This is a genomic window from Streptomyces sp. NPDC034084 (assembly GCF_055575535.1).
On sequence record NZ_JBVISK010000001.1, the window covers coordinates 840,452 to 859,307 of the forward strand.

An 18,856-nucleotide genomic window follows, 5' to 3' on the forward strand; every position below is an offset into this window, starting at 1 on the left:
CGTACGCGCGTGCGCTACTTCACGACCGTCAGCGGCAGCAGCTTCTTGCCGGTGGGGCCGATCTGGATGTGCGTGTCCATCTGCGGGCAGACGCCGCAGTCGAAGCACGGGGTCCAGCGGCAGTCCTCGACCTCGGTCTCGTCGAGGGCGTCCTGCCAGTCCTCCCAGAGCCAGTCCTTGTCGAGGCCCGAGTCCAGGTGGTCCCAGGGCAGGACCTCCTCGTAGGTGCGCTCGCGGGTGGTGTACCAGGCGACGTCCACGCCGAAGTCGGGGAGGGTCTTCTCGGCGCAGGCCATCCAGCGGTCGTACGAGAAGTGCTCGCGCCAGCCGTCGAAGCGGCCGCCGTCCTCGTACACCGCGCGGATGACCGCGCCGAGGCGGCGGTCGCCGCGGGAGAGGAGGCCCTCGACGATGCCGGGCTTGCCGTCGTGGTAGCGGAAGCCGATCGAGCGGCCGTACTTCTTGTCGCCGCGGATCTTGTCGCGGAGCTTGCGCAGGCGCTCGTCCGTCTCCTCGGCCGAGAGCTGCGGGGCCCACTGGAAGGGGGTGTGCGGCTTGGGGACGAAACCGCCGATGGAGACGGTGCAGCGGATGTCGTTCTGGCCGGAGACCTTGCGGCCCTCGGCGATCACGTTCATCGCCATGTCGGCGATCTGGAGGACGTCCTCGTCGGTCTCCGTCGGCAGGCCGCACATGAAGTACAGCTTCACCTGGCGCCAGCCGTTGCCGTACGCGGTGGAGACGGTCCGGATGAGGTCCTCCTCCGAGACCATCTTGTTGATGACCTTGCGCATGCGCTCGGAGCCGCCCTCGGGGGCGAAGGTGAGGCCGGAGCGGCGGCCGTTCCTCGTGAGCTCGTTCGCCAGGTCGACGTTGAAGGCGTCGACGCGGGTCGAGGGGAGGGAGAGGCCGACCTTGTCGTCGGTGTAGCGGTCCGCCAGGCCCTTCGCGATGTCGCCGATCTCGCTGTGGTCCGCGGAGGAGAGGGAGAGGAGGCCGACCTCCTCGAAGCCCGTCGCCTTGAGGCCCTTCTCGACCATCTCGCCGATGCCGGTGATGCTTCGCTCCCGCACGGGGCGCGTGATCATGCCGGCCTGGCAGAAGCGGCAGCCGCGGGTGCAGCCGCGGAAGATCTCGACGGACATGCGCTCGTGGACGGTCTCCGCGAGCGGGACGAGCGGCTGCTTGGGGTAGGGCCACTCGTCGAGGTCCATGACGGTGTGCTTGGACACGCGCCACGGGACGCCGGAGCGGTTGGGGACGACGCGGCCGATGCGGCCGTCCGGGAGGTACTCGACGTCGTAGAAGCGCGGGATGTAGACCGCGCCGGTCTTGGCGAGGCGGAAGAGGACCTCCTCGCGGCCGCCCGGCCTGCCCTCGGCCTTCCACGCGCGGATGATCTCGGTCATGTCGAGGACGGCCTGCTCGCCGTCGCCGATGATCGCCGCGTCGATGAAGTCCGCGATCGGCTCGGGGTTGAACGCTGCGTGGCCGCCGGCGAGCACGATCGGGTGGTCGACCGTCCGGTCCTTCGACTCCAGCGGGATGCCCGCCAGGTCGAGGGCGGTGAGCATGTTGGTGTAGCCGAGCTCGGTGGAGAAGCTCAGGCCGAACACGTCGAACGCGCCGACGGGGCGGTGGCTGTCGACCGTGAACTGGGGCACCTTGTGCTCGCGCATCAGCTCCTCGAGGTCCGGCCACACGCTGTAGGTGCGCTCGGCGAGGACGCCCTCGCGCTCGTTCAGCACCTCGTAGAGGATCATGACGCCCTGGTTGGGCAGACCGACCTCGTACGCGTCCGGGTACATCAGCGCCCACCGGACGTCGGCGGACTCCCACGGCTTGACCGTGGAGTTCAGCTCTCCACCGACGTACTGAATCGGCTTCTGCACGTGCGGGAGCAGAGCTTCGAGCTGCGGGAAGACAGACTCGGCAGCAGACATCTCGAACCTTCGTGAGCTGGCAGGGGGGCGACTCTCAAGCGTACCCCGGTGCTCAGCGGGTCAGAGCCGCGCGGAGTCCCGGGGCCGGGCCCTCGCCCAGGCCGCGGGCAGCTCCCGCTCGGACCGCTCGGCCGCGGCCTCCTCGCGTCCGTAGAGAAGTCCCCAGGTGAAGGCCGATTCGCCGGAGCCGTGGGCCTGGATCCCGATCTCCCGGAGGGCCGCGCGGGCGACGACGGCGTCCTGGTGTTCACCGAGGAGGGACTGGACGGCCTTCACCCGCTTCGCCAGCCGCTTGGCGGGCTTCCCGAGGGTCGGACGGGCGGCGTCGGCCGCGTACCGGGCGCGTTTGGCGGCCTTGCGGGCCTCGTGGAGGGCGAGGTCGCGGTCGTGGCCGGGGGCGAGGGAGAGGGCGTGCTCGACGCGGGTGGCGAGCCGCTCGTGGTCCTTGCGGACGGCACGGGCGAGCACCTTGCCCGCGCCGCGTCCGGCGGGCTTGCGGAAGGGCGGGTCGGCGAGGAGGGCGTCGAGGCCGTCCAGGAGGGAGAGGTGACGGTCGGAGTCGAGCGCGGCGAGTACCTGGTGCCGGGCGCTCGTGCCACGGGCTGCGTCCCGGCGGCGCAGCCGGGCCTTGACCGGGCCGAGGACGAGGGTCACGGGCAGGTCGGCGACGTGCGCGCGCAGCCGTTCGTCGAGGACCTCCAGGTCGCGGGCCACGCCCAGCTCTCCCGCGAGCCACTTCAGCTCCCGGCCGAGGGGGTCGGTGACGTCCCGGTCGAGGACGGCGCGGTACGTCTTGAAGGCGCTGCGGAGCCGCCGGCAGGCGACGCGCATCCGGTGCACGGAGTCGGGCAGGTCGCGCCGTACGGCGGGGTCGAGCGTGACGATCGCCTCGATCTGCCGGCGTACATAGGCGAGGACGGCGGCTCCGGCGGTGCCGGGTTCGCCGGGGGTGGCCACAACCGGGGGCTCCGCCCCGGTCTCCGCCAGGGCCCGGGCGAGTTTCGACGGGGCGTCCGAGGGGCGGATGCCCGCCTTCGTGAGGCGCTTCTCTATCCGGTCGAGGACGCGGGGGTCGGCGTCGTCGGCGAGTTCGACCTCGATCTCGGTCCAGGCGGCCTCCGCTCCCCCGGGCAGCCGTTCGGCGTGGACGGTGTCGACGGAGAGTTCGGCGAGGAGGGTGCCGTCGGCGTCGAGGAGGTGGCGGACGTCACGTGCGGAGCGGAGGCGGACGGCGGGGACGACCTCGCCGTCGCGGACGCGGGAGCGCAGGAGCCCCGCCAGGGACCGCGGGAGCGTGTCCGAGAGCGAAGCTCTGATCTCGTCGCGGACGCCCTCGGCGACGGGGAACTTCAGGTGCCAGCCGGCGTCGTCGCCTCCGGTGCGGCGGCGCAGGGTGAGGGAGTCGGCCGCGAGGCGCAGGTCGGGTGTGTCGTAGTAGACGGCGTCGAGTTCCATGACGCCCCGGTCCGCGACCTCCGAGACCCCCGGGATCCGTGTGAGGTCCGGTACCAAGGTCTCGCCGTCGGCTTCGTACTTCCGCTCGATCTCGCGTTTCGTCTCGGCCATACCCGGAATCTAACCGCGCATGGCGCGCCTAACCGTGCTCAGGCCGTCATCGGGCGCTGTACGCGGATCGACTGGAGGAGTCCGATCGCCACCCAGACGGCGAACATGGACGAGCCTCCGTACGAGACGAAGGGCAGGGGCAGGCCGGCGACGGGCATGATGCCGAGGGTCATGCCGATGTTCTCGAAGGACTGGAAGGCGAACCAGGCGATGATTCCGGCCGTGACGATCGTGCCGTAGAGCTCGGTGGTCTCGCGGGCGATCCGGCAGGAGCGCCAGAGGATGACGCCGAGGAGGACCAGGATCAGGCCAGCGCCGACGAAGCCGAGTTCCTCGCCGGCGACCGTGAAGACGAAGTCGGTCTGCTGTTCGGGGACGAACTGGCCGGTCGTCTGCGAGCCCTTGAAGAGTCCCGCGCCGAGGAGGCCGCCGGAGCCGATGGCGATGCGGGCCTGGTTGGTGTTGTAGCCGACGCCGGCGGGGTCGAGGTCGGGGTTGGCGAAGGCGGCGAAGCGGTTGATCTGGTACTCGTCGAGCATGCCGAGGGCGGTGACGAGGACCGCGCCGAGGACGCCCGCGCCGATGAGGCCGAGGACCCAGCGGTTGGAGGCGCCGGAGGCGAGCAGGACGCCGAGCACGATGACGGCCATGACCATGACCGAGCCGAGGTCGGGCATCAGCATGACGATGCCCATGGGGAGGGCGGCCAGGGCGAGGGCCTTGGCGACGGTGCGGTGGTCGGGGTGGAGCTGGTCGCCGGCGTCGACCTTGGCGGCGAGGAGCATCGCCATGACCAGGATGATCGTGATCTTCACGAACTCGCTGGGCTGGAGGGAGAAGCCGCCGCCGATGACGATCCACGCGTGGGCGCCGTTGATGGTGGCGCCGAGCGGGGTGAGGACGGCGAGGATCAGAAGGATCGAGAGGCCGTAGAGGATCGGCACCGCGCCGCGCAGGGTGCGGTGGCCGAGCCAGATCGTGCCGACCATCAGGGCGAGGCCGATGCCGGTGTTGAGCAGGTGCCGGAGGAGGAAGTAGTACGGGTCGCCCTGGTTGAGCTCGGTGCGGCCGCGGGTGGCGGACCACACCAGCAGCGAGCCGATGCCGGAGAGGGCGAGCGACGAGAGCAGTATGGGCCAGTCGAGCCGGCGGAGCACCGAGTCGCGGGCGGCCAGCTTGGCCAGGGTGCCGCGCTCGGGTGCGTACCGGGAGACGGAGAAGCCGTGGGGTGCGGTCATGGGGCGCCTCCTCAGTCTCGGTTGCGGCCGGCGGGCGGGCCCGCGAGTGCCTGGTCGTCGTCGTCCGGCTTTTTCGTGCCGTCCGGGGTCTTCGGAGGCGCGTTCGGGTCGACCTTCTGTGCCTCGGGGTCGTACGGCTTGATCTTCGGCGCGTCGATGGAGCCGTCGGGCTGGATCCTCGGCAGGGCCTTCTGGGGCTGCGGCAGCAGGGCCCGCTTGAGGTCCTGGTTGCCGGCGTCGTCGAGTCCGTAGAGCGCGTCGTAGATGTTGCGCACGGCGGGGCCGGAGGCGCCGGAGCCGGTACCACCCTGGGAGATCGTCATGACGATCGCGTAGTCCTTGGTGTACGTGGCGAACCAGGAGGTCGTCTGCTTGCCGTAGACCTCGGCGGTACCCGTCTTGGCGTGCATCGGGATCTTGTCCTGCGGCCAGCCGCCGAATCGCCAGGCGGCGGTACCGCGGGTGGCGACTCCCGCGAGGGCTTCGTCTATCAAGTCGCGGGTCTCCGCGTTGAACGGCAGCCGGCCGTGGGACTTCGGCTTGATCTCGGTGACCTTCTTGCCGTCGGCGCTGATGACGGCCTTGCCGACGCCGGGGTTCCACAGGGTGCCGCCGTTGGAGATCGCGGCGTAGATGGTGGCCATCTGGATGGGGGTGACGAGGGTGTCGCCCTGCCCGATGGAGTAGTTGACGGAGTCACCGGCTCGCATCAGGTTGCCTTCGAGGCAGTTCTCGTACGACAGCTGCTGGACGTAGGTGCCGCCCTTCTTGCCGTACTTGCACCACCACTCCTTGTTGGCCTCCCAGAACTTCTGCTTCCACTGGCGGTCGGGGACGCGGCCGGTGACCTCGTTGGGCAGGTCGATGCCGGTCTCGGCGCCGAGGCCGAACTGATGGGCCGTCTTGTAGAACCAGTCACCCGGGTTCTTCTTCGGCTTCATGCCGCCGTCCTTGATCCACTGCTGGTGGGACAGGGCGTAGAAGACGGTGTCGCAAGAGACTTCGAGGGCGCGGCCGAGACTGATGGGTCCGTGGTTCTGCGACTCGAAGTTCTTGAAGACCTGGTTGCCGATGGAATACGAGCTGGTGCACGGGTAGCGGCCGTCGAAGTCGTAGCCGGCGTTGACGGCCGCGGTGGTCGAGATGACCTTGAAGATGGAGCCGGGCGCCGCCTGGCCCTGGATGGCCCGGTTGAGCAGCGGGAAGTTGGAGCCCTTGCCGGTGAGGGCCGCGTAGTCCTTGGCGGAGATGCCGCCGACCCAGGCGTTGGGGTCGTAGTCGGGCTGCGAGGCCATGGCGACGATCCGGCCGGTCTTGGCCTCCATGACGACGACGGCGCCGGCGTCGGCCTTGTAGTTCTCGTTGGTGTTCTTGTCGAAGGTCTTGCGGGCCTCCACCATCGCGTTGTGCAGCTCCCACTCGGCGACCGCCTGTACGCGGGCGTCGATGGAGGTGACGACGTTGGCGCCGGGCACGGCGGGGTCGTTCTTGGCCTGGCCGATGACGCGGCCGAGGTTGTCGACCTCGTAGCGGGTGACGCCGGCCTTGCCGCGCAGCTGCTTGTCGTAGGTGCGCTCGAGGCCGGAGCGGCCCACCATGTCGGAGCGCAGGTACGGCGAGTCGGTGTCCTTGGCCTTCTCGATCTCCGCGTCGGTGACGGGCGAGAGGTAGCCGAGGACCTGGGAGGTGCGGGCCTTGCCGGGGGCCGGGTACCGGCGGACGGCGGTGGGTTCGGCGGTGATGCCGGGGAAGTCCTCGGCGCGCTCGCGGATCTGGAGGGCCTGCTGGGTGGTGGCCTCGTCGGTGACGGGGATGGGCTGGTAGGGCGAGCCGTTCCAGCAGGGCTTGGGCGTCTTGGAGTCGCAGAGCCGGATCTTGTTGATGACGTCCTGGGGCTTCATGTCGAGGACGTCGGCGAGCCGGCCGAGGACGGCCTTGCCGTCGTCCTTCATCTTCATCAGCTCGGTGCGGGACGCTGAGACCACGAGCCGGGTCTCGTTGTCGGCGAGCGGGACGCCGCGGGCGTCGAGGAGGGAGCCGCGGACGGCCGGCTGGACGACCTGCTGGACGTGGTTGTTCTTCGCCTCGTCCGTGTACTCCTTGCCGTTGCGGATCTGGAGGTACCAGAGCCGGCCCCCCAGGGTGAGGAGCAGGGAGAAGACGAGGATCTGGATGACGACGAGCCGGATCTGGACCCGGGGGGTCCGTCCTGTCTCGGGGATGTTGCTCATGCTGCCGGTGCCCCCTCGGTCACAGTCGCTTGACTCCCTTGATGCGTCCGGCGCGTGAAGCGCGGCTCCGTGCGGCCTTCACGCGCAGGCCGCCGCGCTGGCTGCCGATCCTGAGGCCGGTGCCGGAGGAGAGCCAGCCGGAGGCGACGTCGGTGCCGTTGCCGCCGCCGGCGTCGGCGAGCGGGTCGTTGTCGGCGCGGCGGGCGAGGGCCATGATGAGCGGCACCGTGAAGGGCGCGAGGAGCAGGTCGTACACGGCCGCGGTGAACAGCAGGAAACCGAGGCCGACATGGCGGGCGGCGGTGTCGCCGACGAGGGCGCCCACGCCCGCGTACAGGAGCGTGGAGCCGACGGCCGCGGCGACGACGACGGCCATGGGGCCGGTCGCGGAGGTCAGCCGACCGTTGTCCGGCCGGGCGAGGCCGACGAGGTAGCCGATGACGCAGAGCACGAGGGCGTAGCGGCCGGCGGCGTGGTCGGCGGGCGGGGCGAGGTCGGCGAGGAGGCCGGCGCTGAAGCCGACGAGGCAGCCGCTGACGGGTCCGTACACGAGGGCGAGTCCGACGACGGTCAGGAGGACGAGGTCGGGGACGGCGCCGGGGAGCTGGAGGCGGGCGAGGACGGAGACCTGGACGACCAGGGCCACCACGATCAGGGCGGCGGAGAGGAGGATGCGGTTGAACTTCACGGTGTCACGCCCCCCTGGTCCTGCTGGTTCGGCTGGTCGGTGTTCGGCTTCTGTCCGTCGGCCGGTTTCTGTCCGTCAGCCGGCTTCTGTCCGTCCGGTGGTGGCGGTGTGACCGTGACCGTGACGGTCGGCGCGGGCTTGGGCTTCTGCGGCAGCACCGTGTCGCGGGGGTCGGAGCCGGGGGCCTGGACGACGACGCCGACGATGTCGAGCTTGGTGAAGCCGACGTACGGGCGGACGTAGACGTTACGGGTCAGGCCGCCGCCCGCCGGGTCGACGCGGACGATCTCGCCGACCGGCACGCCGGGCACGAAGGGCTTGTCGGCGCGGGAGCCGAAGGTGACGAGCCGGTCGCCGGGCTTGACCTTCGCCTTGCCGTTGAGGAGCTGGACGAGGAGGGGGCTGTCGCCCTGGCCGGTGGCGAAGCCGAGTTCGTCGCTCTTCTCCATGCGGGTGCCGACGGTGAAGTCGGGGTCGTTGGCGAGGAGGACCGTGGAGGTGGAGGGGCCGACCGTGGTGACACGGCCGACGAGCCCGGCGCCGTTCAGCACGGTCATGTCCCGCTTGATGCCGTCGCGGGCGCCTGCGTCGATGGTGACGGTCCAGGAGAAGCCCTGGGCCGCTCCTATGGCGATGACCTGGGCGCCCTTGATGCCGTACTGACCGGCGCCGGCCGTCTTGAGCATGGCGTCGAGTTCGCGCAGCCGGTTGCGGTTGCGGTCGTCGCTGCCGAGCTTCGCCTTGAGTTCGGCGTTCTCCTTCTCCAGGGCGGCGATCCGGGTGTGCCGCTCGCCGGAGTCCCGTACCGCGCCTATGGCGTTGCCGACGGGATCGACGGCGGCCGCCACACCGTTCTCGACCGGCCCGAAGACCGCCGCTGCGGCCTGTCGGGCACCGTCGACGGGTGACTCCTGACCGCCGCGGATGTCCACCGTGATCAGTGCGAACGCGATGGCGATCAGCAGCACCAGGAGCAGCCGGCTCTCTCGTGTGTCCCTCACGTGCGGCGGCCGTGCCTTTCCTCGTGGTTCGGTTGTTCGGCTGTACGGGTGAAACGGTTTGGCTAGCGGCGGGGCTGGGCGTCCAGGACCTGCTGGAGGGCCTCGAACTCCTCCACGCACTTGCCGGAGCCGAGCGCCACCGAGTCCAGCGGGTCCTCGGCGATGTGGATCGGCATGCCGGTCTCGCGGCGGAGGCGCTCGTCGAGTCCGCGGAGCAGGGCGCCGCCACCCGTGAGAACGATGCCGCGGTCCATGACGTCACCGGACAGCTCCGGCGGGCACTTGTCCAGGGTGGTCTTCACGGCGTCGACGATCGCGTTGACCGGCTCCTCGATCGCCTTGCGGACCTCGGCCGCGGAGATGACCACGGTCTTGGGGAGACCGGAGACGAGGTCGCGGCCGCGGATCTCGGTGTGCTCGTCCTTGCCGAAGTCGTACGCGGAGCCGATGGTGATCTTGATCTGCTCGGCGGTGCGCTCACCGAGGAGGAGCGAGTACTCCTTCTTGATGTGCTGGATGATCGCGTTGTCCAGCTCGTCGCCGGCGACCCGGATCGACTGTGCCGTGACGATTCCGCCGAGGGAGATGACGGCGACCTCGGTGGTGCCGCCGCCGATGTCGACGACCATGTTGCCGGTGGCCTCGTGGACGGGGAGACCCGAGCCGATGGCCGCCGCCATGGGCTCCTCGATGATGTGCACCTGGCGGGCGCCGGCCTGGGTCGACGCCTCGATCACGGCGCGGCGCTCCACCCCGGTGATGCCGGAGGGGACGCAGACGACGACGCGGGGGCGGGCCAGGTAGCGGCGCTTGTGGATCTTGAGGATGAAGTAGCGGAGCATCCGCTCGGTGATCTCGAAGTCGGCGATCACACCGTCCTTGAGCGGGCGCACGGCGACGATGTTGCCAGGGGTCCGGCCGATCATCTTCTTCGCCTCTGCGCCGACAGCGAGGATGCCTCCGGTGTTGGTGTTGATGGCGACGACGGACGGCTCGTTCAGAACGATGCCTCGACCCCTGACGTACACCAGCGTGTTGGCGGTCCCGAGGTCGACAGCCATGTCACGGCCGATGAACGACATTGAGTTCCCCTTGATTTCCCATGGCTGAGGATGGTGCGGCGTGGAGTTTTCCATCGTAGTGCCGCCCGCGCGGATGGCGCGCGGTGGTCCACCTCTGTACAGGTGACGGCAGGACGCGGCGATCCGTTCCCGGGTTTGACGTTCATATGCCTGGGGGCGACCGAAATTCCTTCGGTCGCCCCACAGGGTGGCTGCAATCGGCTGACGCCGAGTCAGCGTTCGGCTCAGGCGAGACCCGGGAAGAAGATCTTGAGCTCGCGCGCGGCGGACTCCTCGGAGTCCGAGGCGTGGATCAGGTTCTCCCGGACGATCGTGCCGAAGTCGCCCCGAATGGACCCCGGCGCCGCGGCGATCGGGTCGGTCGGGCCGGCGAGCGTGCGCAGGCCCTCGATGACCCGCTCGCCCTCGACGACGAGCGCGACGACCGGGCCGGACTGCATGAAGCCCATGAGCGGCTCGTAGAAGGGCTTGCCCTTGTGCTCGCCGTAGTGCTGCTCCAGCGTGTCCTGGTCCAGCTCGCGCAGCTCCAGGGCCGTGATGGTCCAGCCGGCCTTGCGCTCGATGCGTCCGAGGATCTCGCCGATCAGACCACGGCGGACGGCGTCGGGCTTGAGCAGGACGAGCGATCGCTGGCTCACGGGGGAACTCCTTCGGAAAAGCGGTGTGCGGGACCTCCGAGGCTACAGGGCCCGCACGCCCCTCGGTTACGCAGCGTCAGGCCCTGCCGAGGCCTGCGCCGCGGCCCAGCGGGCCTTGACCTCGTCGATCCGCCGTCCGTAGTGGACCGAGGCCCACCACAGGCCGGCGAAGACCGCGCCGAGGAAGAACATGGTGGGGACCGCGAAGCCGCTGAGGATGAGCCCGATCTGCAGGGCCCAGCCGAGCTGCACCCCGCCCGGCCGGGTGATCATCCCGCACAGCAGCACCGAGAAGACCATGCCCGCGCCGCAGACCCACCAGACGGTGGAGGTCGCGAGGGTGTCGTCCTTCATGGCGACGAGCCCGGCGAAGCCGATCACGAAGAACTCGCCGATGAGCGTCGAGGAACAGAGCGTACGCATTCGGGTTCAGCCCCTCCGCAGCAGCAGTCGGGCGTCGCCGACCGTGAAGATGGAACCGGTCACGAGGACACCCGCGCCGCCGTACTCGGCCTCTTCCTCCGCGAGGGTGATGGCCGCCTCGATGGCGTCGGGCAGCCGCGGCTCGACGACGACCCGGTCCTCGCCGAAGACCTCGACCGCGAGCGCGGCGAGCGCGTCCACGTCGGTGGCCCGCGGGTTGGAGTTCGCCGTGATCACGACCTCCGCGAAGATCGGCTCGAAGGCCTCCAGGAGCCCCTTGGCGTCCTTGTCCCCGCTCGTGGAGACCACGCCGATGAGTCGGGAGAAGCCGAACGCCTCGCTGACGCCCTCCGCCGTCGCCCGCGCGCCGTGCGGGTTGTGCGCGGCGTCCAGGATGACGGTGGGCGAGGAGCGGACGATCTCCAGGCGGCCCGGCGAGGCCACCTGGGCGAAGGCCCGGCGGACGGTGTCGACGTCCAGGGTCCTGGCGTGCTCGGCGCCGATCCCGAAGAAGGCCTCGACCGCCGCGAGCGCCACCGCGGCGTTGTGCGCCTGGTAGGCGCCGTGCAGGGGCAGGAAGACGTTGTCGTACTCGCCGCCGAGGCCGCGCAGGGTGAGGAGCTGGCCGCCGACCGCGATCTCGCGGGAGGCGACGCCGAACTCCATGCCCTCGCGGGCCACGGTCGCGTCCGTCTCGACGGCCTTCTTCAGCAGGACCTGCGCCGCGTCGACCGGCTGCTGGGCCAGGACCACGGTCGCGCCCGCCTTGATGATCCCGGACTTCTCGGCCGCGATCTCGGCGGTCGTCCCGCCGAGCCGGTCGGTGTGGTCGAGGTCGATGGGGGTGACGACGGCGACGGAGCCGTCGATGACGTTCGTCGCGTCCCAGGTGCCGCCCATGCCGACCTCGACGACGGCCACGTCGACCGGGGCGTCGGCGAAGGCGGCGTACGCCATGCCGGTGAGGACCTCGAAGAAGGAGAGCCGGTACTCCTCGCGGGCGTCGACCATCTCCACGTACGGCTTGATGTCCTGGTACGTCTCGACGAACCGCTCGGCGGAGATCGGGGCGCCGTCCAGGCTGATCCGCTCGGTGATGGTCTGCACGTGCGGCGAGGTGTAGCGCCCGGTGCGCAGCTCGAAGGCGCCGAGCAGGGCCTCGATCATGCGGGCCGTCGACGTCTTTCCGTTGGTGCCGGTGATGTGGATCGAGGGGTACGCGCGCTGCGGCTCGCCGAGGACGTCCATCAGGGCCGCGATCCGGGTGACGGAGGGCTCCAGCTTGGTCTCGCCCCAGCGGGTGGACAGCTCGGTCTCGACCTCGCGCAGCGCCTTGTCGAGCTCGGGGTCCTCGGGGCGGCCGGGCACGGGGTCGCCCGGGGGCGGGCCGCCCTGCGTGCGCAGGGTGCGGCTGCCGGCCTCGATCACCGCGAGGTCGGGGTCTCGGTCTGTCTCGGTGTCGACGATGTCGTCGAACTGGTCGTCGTGCTGGTCGCTCGGCTCGCTCACGGGCTCAGTCTACGGAGCGGTACCGACAGGACCTTGGACCCACCCCTTTCGGGACTTTCGGTCCACCGTCCGCCGGACCGGCCCGGCAAACTTGGCGATCATGGACATTGGGATCGACCTCGGCACGGCCAACACGCTCCTCTACGCCCGCGGCCAGGGCATCGTGCTCGACGAACCGTCCGTGGTGGCGGTCCAGGAGGGCTCCCGGCAGGCACTCGCGGTCGGCACGGAGGCGAAGGAGACCATCGGCCGCACGCCCGGCTCGATCACCGCGATCCGGCCCCTGCGCGACGGCGTGATCAGCGACTACGAGGCGGCCGAGGAGATGATCCGGCACTTCGTGCGCAAGGCCGTCCCGGGCCGCCGGCGGCCCCGCACCCGGATGGTGGTGTGCGTGCCGAGCGGGGTGACGCAGGTCGAGCGGCGGGCCATCGTGCACGCCGCCCTCTCCTCGGGGGCGCGGGCGGTCCACCTGATCGAGGAGCCGATGGCGGCGGCGATCGGCGCCGGCCTGCCCGTCGCCTCGCCGCGCGGCTCGATGGTCGTGGACATCGGCGGCGGCACCACCGAGGTGGCGGTGATCTCCCTCGGGGGGATCGTCACGGCCCAGTCGCTGCGGGTGGGCGGCGACCGCCTCGACTCCGCCCTCACCGACTACGTCCGCAAGCAGCACTCGCTGTTCATCGGCGAGCGGACGGCCGAGGACGTGAAGGTCGCGATCGGCTCGGCCTGGCCGGTGCCGGGCGGGGAGGAGTTCGAGCGGCGGACGTTCCGCGCCCGCGGCCGGGAGAGGGTCAGCGGACTGCCCCGGACGGTGGAGCTGACGGTGCCGGAGGTGCGGGCCGCGCTCGACGAGCCGGTGGAGGCGATCATCGCGGCCGTACGGGTGACGCTGGAGGAGTGTCCGCCGGAGCTGTCCGGCGACGTGATGGAGCACGGCATCGTCCTGACGGGCGGCGGTGCGCTGCTGCCGGGCCTGGACCTGCGGATGGCCTCGGCGACCGGCATCCCGGTCTTCGTCGCCGACGAGCCGCTGAACTGCGTGGTGCTGGGCTCGGGCCGGTGCGTGGAGGACCTCGACGGGCTCCAGCGGGTCCTCGGGAAGGCCGAGACGGTCCGCTGAACTACCTCTGGAGGCCGGTCGGGAGCAGCGCCGTCACGAGGTAGGCGCCGCCCTCGCGCCGGGCCTCGAGCGTGCCGCCCATGCTGGTGACCCGCTCCTCCATGGAGAACAGGCCGGTGCCGGTGGAGACGGGCGCCGGGTCCGGCGGGCTCTTCGGCAGCGCGTTGCGCACCTCGATCCGCAGATCGGGTCCCTCCACGGTGATCGTGACCGTCACCGGGAGGCCGGGCGCGTGTTTGGCGGCGTTCGTCAGGCACTCCCGGACGACCCGGTGGACGGCGGCCTGCCGGAGCGGGGACAGCGCCTTGGCCTCCTCGGCGACCGTCAGCTCGACGGGGCTGCCCATCCGTTCGCTCTCCCCCGCGAGGGCGGCGAGCCCTTCGAGGCCGGGGGTGGCGTCGTCGCGGTCGGCGCGGCGCACGATCGTCTCGTTGAGCATGAGGTGGGCGCGCCGGGCGGTGTCCGCGAGCTCCTCGAAGTCCTTCTGGTGGACTTCGCCCCTGGCCCGTACGGCGAGGACCTCGGCCCGTACCGCGAGGACGGTGAGCTCGCGGCCGACCAGGTCGTGGACGTCCCGGCCGACGGAGATCCGCTCCTCCTGCACGGCCTGCCGGGCGGCGGCCTCGCGGCGCTGGACCTCCAGGGCGCGGACGAGGTCCTGCCGGTACGCGGCGATGCCGACGCCCGCCGCGAGGACGCCGATCGGGACGACGAGGCTGAGGAAGTCGCTGAGGGTGTCGCCGTGCCGGGCGGGCCAGCCGGGCGTGAGGAAGAGGCCGTACGCCACGCCGACGTACAGCAGGGTCGCGAGGATCGCGGCGCGCCGTCCCCGGTAGCGGCCGATCGAGTACAGCGCGAACTGAATCATGGTCAGCTCGTGCAGCCAGCCCATCATGCCGAGGGCGACGAGGTACGGGAACCACGGCAGCCGCCGCCTGAGCACGAGTGTGGCCGCGCCGCCCGCGAGGACCAGGGTGGCGGTGACCCCGGTGAGGGAGTTGTCGGCGCGTGCGAGGCCCGGCACGTCCAGGACCATGAGGCCGAGGGCGCTGAGCGCGGCGACGACGTCGAGGGCGCGGGGCGAGCCCGCCCACCGGTCCACGCGGCGGCGGAGCGCGGGGACGGCGGGGAGGCGGGGCATGCCCTCCATCATTCCGGGTCTTTCGTCCCGGTCCCCTGGACTTCGGTCACAAGTCGCGTGATCTCACCCACAAGCGGACAAAGGCGAAGGGGCCCGGAACCGTGCGAACGGTTCCGGGCCCCTTCCTCCGTACGGGTCAGGCCTGCGGCAGGGTCGCCAGCTGGGCCTGGATGCGGGCGATGTCCTCGTCCGCCTTGGCCAGGCGAGTACGGATCTTGTCGACCACGTTGTCCGGGGCCTTGGCGAGGAAGGCCTCGTTGCCGAGCTTGGCCTCGGCCTGGGCCTTCTCCTTCTCGGCCGCCGCGAGGTCCTTCGCGAGGCGCTTGCGCTCGGCGGCGACGTCGATCGTCCCCGAGAGGTCGAGCGCCACGGTGGCACCGGCGACCGGCAGGGAGGCGGTGGCGGCGAAGCCCTCGCCCTCGGGCTGGAGGCGCAGGATCTGGCGGATGGCGGCCTCGTGCGCGACGAGCGGGGTGTCGTCGAGCGCGAGTCGGGCGGGCACCTTCTGGGCGTCCTGGAGACCCTGCTCCTTGCGGAAGCGGCGGACCTCGGTGATGACCCGCTGGACCAGCGCGATCTCCCGCTCGGCGGCGTCGTCGCGGAAGCCACTGTCCTTCGGCCAGTCGGCGATCACCACGGACTCGCCGCCGGTCAGCGTCGTCCACAGCGTCTCGGTGACGAACGGGACGACGGGGTGCAGCAGCCGCAGCATGACGTCGAGGACCTCGCCGAGGACGCGGCCGGAGACCCGGGCGCCCTCGCCGCCGGCGAAGAACGTCGTCTTCGACAGCTCGACGTACCAGTCGAAGACCTCGTCCCACGCGAAGTGGTACAGGGCGTCCGACAGCTTGGAGAACTGGTAGTCGTCGTAGAAGGCGTCGACCTCGGCGACCGTCTTGTTGAGCCGGGACAGGATCCAGCGGTCGGTCGCCGACATCTCCGAGGCGTCCGGCAGCGGGCCCTCGACCGTCGCACCGTTCATCAGCGCGAAACGGGTGGCGTTCCAGATCTTGTTGGCGAACTTGCTGGAGGCCTGGACCCAGTCCTCGCCGATCGGGACGTCGACACCCGGGTTCGCGCCGCGGGCCAGGGTGAACCGGACCGCGTCGGAGCCGTAGGTGTCCATCCAGTCCAGCGGGTTGACCACGTTGCCGAAGGACTTCGACATCTTCTTGCCGTTCTGGTCACGGACCATGCCGTGCAGGGCGATGGTGTGGAACGGCGGGGTGCCGTCCATCGCGTACAGACCGAACATCATCATCCGGGCGACCCAGAAGAAGAGGATGTCGTAGCCGGTGACCAGGACGGAGTTCGGATAGAACTTCTCGAGGCTCTCGGTCCGCTCGGGCCAGCCGAGCGTGGAGAACGGCCACAGGCCGGAGGAGAACCAGGTGTCCAGGACGTCGGTGTCCTGGTGCCAGCCCTCGCCCGCCGGCGGCTGCTCGTCCGGTCCGACGCAGACGACCTCGCCGTTCGGGCCGTACCAGACCGGGATGCGGTGGCCCCACCACAGCTGGCGCGAGATGCACCAGTCGTGCAGGTTGTCGACCCAGTCGAAGTACCGCTTCTCCATCTCCTGCGGGTGGATCTTGACCTTGCCGTCGCGGACCGCGTCACCGGCGGCCTGCGCGAGCGGGCCGACCTTGACCCACCACTGCATCGACAGGCGCGGCTCGATGGTGGTCTTGCAGCGCGAGCAGTGGCCGACGGAGTGGACGTACGGACGCTTCTCGGCGACGATCCGGCCCTCGGCGCGCAGGGCGGCGACGATGGCGGAACGGGCCTCCAGGCGGTCCAGACCCTGGAAGGGACCGTGGACGGTGATGACCGCGCGCTCGTCCATGACGGCGAGGTTCGGCAGGTTGTGGCGCTGGCCGATCTCGAAGTCGTTCGGGTCGTGCGCCGGGGTCACCTTGACGGCGCCCGTGCCGAACTCGGGGTCGACGTGGGTGTCGGCGACGACGGGGATCGTACGGTCCGTCAGCGGCAGCTTGATCTGCTTGCCGACCAGGTGCTTGTACCGCTCGTCGTCGGGGTGGACGGCGACGGCCGTGTCACCGAGCATCGTCTCGGCGCGGGTCGTCGCGACGACCAGGGAGTCGGCGCCCTCGCCGTACCGGATGGAGACGAGCTCGCCCTCGTCGTCCTGGTACTCGACCTCGATGTCCGAAATGGCCGTCAGGCAGCGCGGGCACCAGTTGATGATGCGCTCGGCGCGGTAGATCAGCTCGTCGTCGTAGAGCTTCTTGAAGATGGTCTGGACGGCCTGGGACAGCCCCTCGTCCATGGTGAAGCGCTCACGGGACCAGGCGACGCCGTCGCCCAGACGCTTCATCTGGCCGGAGATCTGGCCACCGGACTCGGCCTTCCACTGCCAGACGCGCTCGACGAAGGCCTCACGGCCCAGGTCGTGGCGGGACTTGCCCTCCTTGGCGAGCTCGCGCTCGACGACGTTCTGCGTGGCGATACCGGCGTGGTCCATGCCGGGCTGCCACAGCGTCTCGAAACCCTGCATGCGCTTGCGGCGGGTGAGGGCGTCGATGAGCGTGTGCTCGAAGGCGTGGCCCAGGTGGAGCGAACCCGTGACGTTCGGCGGCGGGATGACGATCGTGTACGGCGGCTTCTCGCTCTTCGCGTCCGCCTCGAAGTACCCGCGCTCTACCCAGCGCTCGTACAGCGGCCCCTCTACCTCGGCCGGCGCGTACGTGGTCGGCAGTTCGGTGGTGGGCGCTGTCTGCTGCTGAGTGTTCTCGGTCACGGGGCCAGTTTAGGGGTGTCCCGGTCCTGTCCTGAAACGCTTTGGTTCGGTAACGGTGTGGCCCCCGCCGCACTTGCCGGCCGGCGGTTCCGCCAGGATGTTCGGCAGACATAAACATCCTGTGAGGGGAACCTGTCCATGAGCTACAACCAGCCGGGTCCGTACGGCGGCCAGCAGCCCGGCCCTTACGGCCAGCCGGGCCCGTACGGCCAGCAGCCGCAGCAGCCGGGCCCTTACGGCCAGCCGCAGGCTCCGCAGCCTGGTTACGGATACCCCCAGCAGGCCCCGCAGGGCGTCCCGCCGCAGCAGCCCCCCTACGGCTACCCCCAGCAGCCCGCCCCCTACGGCCAGCAGCCGCAGTACGGCGCCCCCCAGGGCCCCGGCGGCTACGTCCCCCACCCGCCGGCCCCGAAGAAGTCCAAGGCCGGCTGGATCATCGGCGCGGTCGCGGTCGTCGCGGTGATCGGCGTCGGCGCGTATTTCGTGCTGGGCGGGGGCGGTGGGAACGGCGCCGTCGCCGACGACACCAAGGGGTACAAGATCACCCCTGCGGCCACTGTCGGGGAGTATAAGAAGGAGGGCTCCGACAAGAGCGGCGACCTGACGTCGAAGCAGAAGGCCAGCGCCGACGCCATGGGGATCAAGAACCCCAAGGCGGTCCAGGCCTCCTACAAGGCCGGTGCCTCCACCGACCCCCTCAAGGGCAAATCCATGGGTTTGAACGGCATGTGGGGTGAGATCGCCGATCCGGAAAAGGCTCTCGACACTGCCTTCGCGAACTACCAAAAGGACCAGGTCGGCGAGGCCGCAGATATCAAGGTGACCCCGGTCGGTAGCCCGGAGAGCAAGACGCCTGCCGGCTTCAAGGGCGCGCTGATGAAGTGCCAGAACCTCACGCTGGAAAGCACCAAGACGGAGACCACGCCGGGCCCGAAGTCGTTCACGGTGCCCACATGCATCTGGGCCGATTACAGCACGTTGGGAGTCGTCAACGCCATGGAGCCGGCCGCGATGATGAGCGGCGGTGAGGGCTTCACCCTCGACCAGGTCGCCGAGCTGGCCGCGCAGCAGTACAACGCCTCGCGTTCCAAGGCCTAATACCCTCACGGGACGGGCACGGTGATGCCCGGGCCGTTTCGACGAACCGCCCGGGCATCACCGTGAGTCACACGGAGTCTTTCAGCTAAGCCAGGTTGCAGGCCGCGTGCGCGTCGCTCTGCCTGACTCCGGCGTTGACGAGCCCCGCCAGGCAGAAGCCCCACTGCCAATCGCTCTCGTAGCCACAGGCGCGTGTGACCTTCGGGCCGACGATATACCCCTTGTAGTGGAGATACGTCTGGCACTCGACGATCGAGGCTTGCGCAGGTGCGGCAGTCAGCACCGGCGCGATGGCCGCGGCACCGGCCACACACGCGGCGGCCAACACCCTCTGAACCTTTGAGCGAAGCACGTCCGCCCCCTATACATCTCGTCCAATCGAACTAACGCTCTTAAGTGTTCGATTCGCGCGCTGCT

14 protein-coding genes and 1 pseudogene are annotated in these 18,856 nt (G+C 70.3%); 2 read left to right on the forward strand and 13 right to left on the reverse strand.

Annotated features, from left to right (window positions below):
- Window positions 1-14 precede the first annotated feature (14 nt).
- The 10 genes and pseudogenes from ACZ51I_RS03880 to folC form a co-directional block, all read right to left on the reverse strand.
- Complete coding sequence (locus ACZ51I_RS03880; protein WP_468871293.1) at window positions 15-1,943, reverse strand: TIGR03960 family B12-binding radical SAM protein; 1,929 nt, start codon at window positions 1,941-1,943, stop codon at window positions 15-17.
- Window positions 1,944-1,995: 52 nt separating this feature from the next.
- Window positions 1,996-3,509, reverse strand: a pseudogene (locus ACZ51I_RS03885) (CYTH and CHAD domain-containing protein).
- Between the two features lie 38 nt (window positions 3,510-3,547).
- The gene (gene rodA / locus ACZ51I_RS03890) at window positions 3,548-4,747 is read right to left on the reverse strand and encodes a rod shape-determining protein RodA (RefSeq protein WP_468871294.1); all 1,200 of its coding nucleotides are present in this window, start codon (window positions 4,745-4,747) and stop codon (window positions 3,548-3,550) included.
- Between the two features lie 11 nt (window positions 4,748-4,758).
- Window positions 4,759-6,978 (reverse strand): penicillin-binding protein 2, encoded by a 2,220-nt coding sequence (gene mrdA, locus ACZ51I_RS03895; RefSeq protein WP_468871295.1) that lies wholly within the window; start codon window positions 6,976-6,978, stop codon window positions 4,759-4,761.
- Window positions 6,979-6,997: 19 nt separating this feature from the next.
- Window positions 6,998-7,666, reverse strand: a complete 669-nt coding sequence (mreD, locus tag ACZ51I_RS03900) for a rod shape-determining protein MreD (protein WP_468871296.1) — start codon at window positions 7,664-7,666, stop codon at window positions 6,998-7,000.
- Complete coding sequence (gene mreC, locus ACZ51I_RS03905; RefSeq protein WP_468871298.1) at window positions 7,663-8,667, reverse strand: rod shape-determining protein MreC; 1,005 nt, start codon at window positions 8,665-8,667, stop codon at window positions 7,663-7,665. The genes mreD and mreC overlap by 4 nt, the downstream gene beginning before the upstream one ends.
- Before the next feature lie 62 nt (window positions 8,668-8,729).
- Window positions 8,730-9,749, reverse strand: a complete 1,020-nt coding sequence (locus tag ACZ51I_RS03910; protein WP_468871299.1) for a rod shape-determining protein — start codon at window positions 9,747-9,749, stop codon at window positions 8,730-8,732.
- 224 nt (window positions 9,750-9,973) lie between these two features.
- The gene (ndk, locus tag ACZ51I_RS03915; protein WP_468871300.1) at window positions 9,974-10,387 is read right to left on the reverse strand and encodes a nucleoside-diphosphate kinase; all 414 of its coding nucleotides are present in this window, start codon (window positions 10,385-10,387) and stop codon (window positions 9,974-9,976) included.
- Between the two features lie 66 nt (window positions 10,388-10,453).
- Window positions 10,454-10,810: a DUF4233 domain-containing protein gene (locus tag ACZ51I_RS03920; RefSeq protein WP_468871301.1), complete on the reverse strand. Its 357-nt coding sequence runs from the start codon at window positions 10,808-10,810 to the stop codon at window positions 10,454-10,456.
- A 6-nt stretch (window positions 10,811-10,816) separates the two neighbouring features.
- Window positions 10,817-12,319: a bifunctional tetrahydrofolate synthase/dihydrofolate synthase gene (folC, locus tag ACZ51I_RS03925; protein WP_468871302.1), complete on the reverse strand. Its 1,503-nt coding sequence runs from the start codon at window positions 12,317-12,319 to the stop codon at window positions 10,817-10,819.
- A gap of 100 nt (window positions 12,320-12,419) precedes the next feature.
- Here folC and ACZ51I_RS03930 point away from each other — a divergent pair, with 100 nt between their 5' ends.
- Complete coding sequence (locus ACZ51I_RS03930) at window positions 12,420-13,442, forward strand: rod shape-determining protein (protein WP_468871304.1); 1,023 nt, start codon at window positions 12,420-12,422, stop codon at window positions 13,440-13,442.
- A 1-nt stretch (window position 13,443) separates the two neighbouring features.
- Here ACZ51I_RS03930 and ACZ51I_RS03935 read toward each other — a convergent pair whose 3' ends face one another.
- Together ACZ51I_RS03935 and ACZ51I_RS03940 are read right to left on the reverse strand one after the other, a co-directional pair.
- On the reverse strand, window positions 13,444-14,583 hold the full coding sequence (locus ACZ51I_RS03935; protein WP_468871305.1) for a sensor histidine kinase: 1,140 nt from the start codon (window positions 14,581-14,583) through the stop codon (window positions 13,444-13,446).
- 136 nt (window positions 14,584-14,719) lie between these two features.
- Window positions 14,720-17,341: a valine--tRNA ligase gene (locus tag ACZ51I_RS03940; RefSeq protein WP_468871307.1), complete on the reverse strand. Its 2,622-nt coding sequence runs from the start codon at window positions 17,339-17,341 to the stop codon at window positions 14,720-14,722.
- Between the two features lie 138 nt (window positions 17,342-17,479).
- Between ACZ51I_RS03940 and ACZ51I_RS03945 the strand changes: the two genes are divergently transcribed.
- The gene (locus ACZ51I_RS03945; protein ID WP_468871308.1) at window positions 17,480-18,439 is read left to right on the forward strand and encodes a hypothetical protein; all 960 of its coding nucleotides are present in this window, start codon (window positions 17,480-17,482) and stop codon (window positions 18,437-18,439) included.
- 85 nt (window positions 18,440-18,524) lie between these two features.
- On the opposite strand, the gene ACZ51I_RS03950 is transcribed toward ACZ51I_RS03945, so the two are convergent.
- Window positions 18,525-18,767, reverse strand: coding sequence for a hypothetical protein (locus tag ACZ51I_RS03950; RefSeq protein ID WP_468871310.1), 243 nt, complete (start codon window positions 18,765-18,767; stop codon window positions 18,525-18,527).
- Window positions 18,768-18,856: the final 89 nt, after the last annotated feature.